The organism is Paracidovorax cattleyae (genome assembly GCF_900104515.1).
Classification (GTDB): Bacteria; Pseudomonadota; Gammaproteobacteria; order Burkholderiales; family Burkholderiaceae_C; genus Paracidovorax; species Paracidovorax cattleyae.
Genome location: NZ_FNJL01000078.1, coordinates 1 through 4,428, shown reverse-complemented (window position 1 = coordinate 4,428; position 4,428 = coordinate 1). Strand labels below are relative to the sequence as shown.

Below are 4,428 nucleotides of genomic sequence, written 5' to 3'. Positions count from 1 at the left end.
AGTGGAGGCGTAAATGCGTGATTACTGGCTAACCCAATCGCTGTTGCAGGCGGTGGGATGGGGATATGTGCTGGCGGTGGTGATTGCTCTGCTGCTGGCCGGATGGGCACCGAGGCGCAACAAGGTGAAGGTGCTGGCGGTTCTGGTGGTCTTGGTGGTCGCTTCGATATTGCCGATCAAAGGTTATCGGCAATATCGGGACCAGCAGCAAATCGCGCAAGAACGCAAGGAGCGGTATCAAAAGGCCAAGGCATTATTCGATGAGCGGTGCAAAGGGGGCGGGGAGAAAATATACGAGACCGTAGAGAATGTTAATGGATTTCTATGGCAAAGATGGCGCCCTTCTGAAATCAACTACGGTGATCAGTTCGCACTTACCGATCCCTATGGAAGAAATTGTGGAGGGGAGGAATGCATTAAGCCCATGCTGCGAGTGATTTCTGGTGAAGAATTAAACCTGGAAGATGCGAGCCGACACGCTGATGGCTATCGTTTTGTCGAAACAATTAATCCGGTCAGTGGCGAAAAGTATAAATATACTGCGGTTGTGAAATCAATTCATAAGCGTACGCCTGAGCAAATGGAGGATTATCGAAAAAACATTGGGAAAGAACCTGTGTCGGATGTCTACGGTTTTTCTCTCGAAAAAGAGCTTGTAAAGAGTTTTAGCGCAAGGTACGGGGTGACTTGGGATGATATCTCTACGCCTGAGGATCGAGCATATTGGATTGCTGGTGGCGCAATTCGAATTACTGATCTACAGACCAGGAAAGTCATTGCAGAACGAATTGGTTATCTGATGGACCCAGGCCAAGGAAATACCGCTGGGGATCGAGGCCCGTGGCCTTGGGCAAGAAGTTCGGAATATGTTTGCCCGTCGGTCGATAAGCATAATATTAATTTTATCCGTTCGGTCTTGAAGCCGTCTAAGGGCGAGTAAAGGGGTTTGGTATGGAATTAATATTGCGCAGATGTTTTGCTCTTGTACTTCTGCTTCCCGCATTGGCGTCTTGCACGCCGAATACCTTCGAGTGGAAGGAAGAAATCCTGCTGCACGATGGGCGCAGGATCATCGCGGAACGCAAGGACGTGGCGGGTGGCTGGGCGGAGCCGGGGCAATCAGGATCGACGCAGAAGCGAACGATCACGTTTCTTGACCCGGATGACCCCAAGAAGAGATATACCCATCAAATTACCGGGAGTAGTAATTATCTGTTGCTGGACTTTTATAGGGGGGTTCCCTGGCTGATTGTTTCTGTTGGACCATTCAGCGTTGATACGGATTGTCCTATTGGGTCTTACGAGACATTTACCCAGGTAAACGGAGCGTGGAGAAGCGTAAGCTACACCGATTTACCACGCGAATTTACCAAGCCGAATATGGCTGTTGAATACACCCCGGATATGCCTGATCCCAGGAAAAAGGGGAAAACCTTGAGTGCCGAAGAAATTCAGAAATTGATAGCAAGCATGAAGCGCGTCTTGGCAGGCGCTTCAGGAACAACATGGCGTCTAGTGGAGAAAAACAGTCACGGGCGGCCAATCGATTGTCAAGCCTATCCAGCAGTAAAAAACAAGGATGATAAAAAATGAATCGCAATGTTGAACTTGCTTTGCTGGCGGGTGCCAGTTATGAATCCAGTCGCTCGGATATTAATAAGATTCCAGTTCCGCACGGTTGGGCCGCTATGAACATTGCAGACTGGCCCTACGGTAGCCAGCGTCGGCCAGATACTAACGTCCCCGGCCGTGTTTATTGGCAGGACAGCACGACCGGCTTCGAGGCGGCAGCCTTCGTGAAGGGCAACGAAATTGTGGTGAGCTTCGCGGGCACGTACTTCGAGGGCGAACTGAAGCCGGACATGTTCGAGAACAACGTGCCGCTGGGCGCGGGCAAGTTGACCGACCAGTTGCGGCAGGCGGCGGAGTTCGTGGTGCGGCTCAAGCAGAACCCGGCGATGGCGGGCAAGAGCATGGTGCTGACGGGGCACTCGCTGGGCGGGGGCCTGGCATCGGCCATCGGCGTGATGCTGGACGTGCAGGCTGTAACGTTCGACCCCGCACCCTTCCGCGCCGCCGCCAGCATGGAGAACGCCCAAGCGCTCAATGCCTACCTCCAGCAAAAGGGTCTGGCGCCCGATGCCAAGCTCGCGGATTACACGACATCCGGTTCCATACCGGTGCCACTGGGCGCGCTGCTTCGCTTGCTGGGACCGGCTGCGGCCGGGGCCGCTACCGCGGCCGGCTTGCCTAGCGTTGTGATGGTGCCTGTGACGGTGGCGCGCGAGGCCAACGTGCATGCAATTGCACTCAAGGGTGAGATGCTGACAGGCGACGGCGTGGACTACTCGATGCGCGACAAGCTGCGTATCTATGGTGACGGTCTTGATCTCGTGGAGAACAGTTCTGACGCCAGCACGGTAGCGCTGCATTCACAGTCCTTGCTGGCGTTGATGCTGGAGAGCCGGGACGGCGCGGCCGATCAGGGTTTCTATCTGGCGGCCCAGCGATTCAAGCCGTTCCTCGGGCTGTTTTCGGACAAGGCGCTGTTCGATGTACAACGAACCGACGGGAACGCTCCCACCTTAGCCGAGCACCTTCTCCGCCATCAGTTCGGTGTTTCTCAGAGCAGCCCCAACAATGCTGAAGCCGTGGCGGCGGACGAGATGCTGGATATCCTGGGTAAAGACCTCGCCAAGCTCGGTATTCCCGCCGATGGCTTCGTCCAGTACTTCCAGGAAGGCGTGCTGGGGAGCGTTCTGCGGCATTACTTCACGGCGGTCAGTCCGGATGCCACGCCAGATCGCTACGAAGGAGGGGTGCTCAAATCCCTGCTGAAGAGCGAGGCTGGCGGTGTTTCCTTCAAAGTCGCTGACGTGGAAGCCGCCGACGCCGCTTTCATGTCCTGGGGAGCGTTCGTCCAGGGCATTTTGGGAGAAACGCAATCCACCATCCCGCAACTGGACAATCGTTCCTATGCGAGGTTGGTGCGTGATCGAGTGCCTCTGTCTGAGCGCGTTGCGGTGGCAACCAGTGGAGCCTTCACCTACCAAAGCGCAGCCGACAACAAGCGCGATCTCGCTCTAGGCGCGGATGGAGCCGACATCCTCCGGACAGGAGGCGGGCAGGACTTCATCTTTGCCGGCAAAGGCAACGATGTGCTCGCAGGTGGCGACGGGGACGACACACTGTTGGGTGGGTTGGGCATCGACACCTACCAGTTCGAGGGTTCTTTCGGCCGCGATTACGTTCTGGATCAGGATGGATTGGGATCGATCCAGATCGATGGCAAAACTCTGGGCGAAGCCAGGAGTGCAGGCAAGGCGGACACCTGGGTGGCAGATCTGGATGGCCAGCGCGTGGGGCTGGCTGTCTACAACGACGCAGCATCCACGACAGGAAAAAAGCTCGTCATTACGCGTGCAGGAAGTTTGACGGACACCATCACGATCGACAATTTCGATCTGGCCAAGGCCAAGACCGATGCCGGTTACCTCGGTATCAAGCTCGAATCCAAGATGCGCCTGTCGCTGAGCGACGCGCCGGGACCCAGCCCCTTCGAGAACCCTCGATTCGAGCCGGACACGCTCGCAGGACTTGCTGCGGTCAAGGATGGCGGTGGCGACGTTTTTTCCGTTCACCTCAATCGTCCTGCACAGGCAGGCGACACAGTCACGCTGTCGTTGAGTGCTCTCCAGGATCAGTTTCAGTTTGTCTCGGAGGGCGCCGTGCTTTCGCCAGGAGCCGCCGTTGTCACTCTTGCGGAGGGGCAGACCGAGGTGGTTTTTGCCCTCATGCGGACGGGTGATGCGGCCGCTAGCGGCTCGGCCCGGATCGGCGCAGCCTACACGAGCAAGTCGCCGGACAGTGCTGACAGCTCTCAGCAGATAGCTGCCAACTACTGGGATGTTTCGCTGATTGCCTCGGCGGCTCCGCAGCCCGCTTCTATTTACGACTTGGCTAGTTCTGCGGGCCGCGATGCCTACGACCGGCTCGCCGCAGGGCAGCGCGATGGCGGCCTGCGGGTGACGAACGCGCTGCAGGCCGGCAGCAACCGCCACGGCGCGGCCGGCGGTGCGGGCGCGGACGTACTGGAGGGCGGCACCGCGGCCGCCACGTCGCGGCAATGGCTCTACGGCGAGGCGGGAGATGATGTGTTGTACGCCGGTGCGCCGGTGGACCTTGCTGCGGCGATCGCGGCCGGCGAAACACAGTCCGCCACCGGCAATGGCTTCGTGAGCCTGTCGGGTGGTTCGGGGGACGACCGGCTCCTGGGCGGCGCGGGCGACGACGTGATCTATGGCGGCGCCGGCTCGGACACGATCGTGGGCGGCGCCGGTGCGGACATCATCCTGGCGGACGGCAACGGCGCGGCGCTGGCCCTGGGCAACGCCACCGAGGCGAACGGCAGCGGCACCAACGATCCTC

General features: G+C 58.3%; 3 protein-coding genes. All 3 read left to right on the top strand.

The genetic code is table 11. From position 1 onward, the window contains the following. Positions 1-13: 13 nt before the first annotated feature. On the top strand, positions 14-940 hold the full coding sequence (locus BLR05_RS26370; RefSeq protein ID WP_143016048.1) for a hypothetical protein: 927 nt from the start codon (positions 14-16) through the stop codon (positions 938-940). A gap of 11 nt (positions 941-951) precedes the next feature. Further along, positions 952-1,593: a hypothetical protein gene (locus BLR05_RS25475; protein ID WP_092840596.1), complete on the top strand. Its 642-nt coding sequence runs from the start codon at positions 952-954 to the stop codon at positions 1,591-1,593. Then, positions 1,590-4,428, top strand: a 2,839-nt coding sequence (locus BLR05_RS25470) for a Tle-like phospholipase domain-containing protein (RefSeq protein WP_092840599.1), incomplete at its 3' end; no start/stop codon positions are given. The genes BLR05_RS25475 and BLR05_RS25470, both read left to right, overlap by 4 nt.

What these genes read in the sequence shown, in the direction of transcription:
- BLR05_RS25475 (WP_092840596.1), top strand. Translation starts at nt 952, where the DNA reads ATGGAATTAATATTGCGCAGATGTTTTGCTCTTGTACTTCTGCTTCCC.
- BLR05_RS26370 (WP_143016048.1), top strand. Translation starts at nt 14, where the DNA reads ATGCGTGATTACTGGCTAACCCAATCGCTGTTGCAGGCGGTGGGATGG.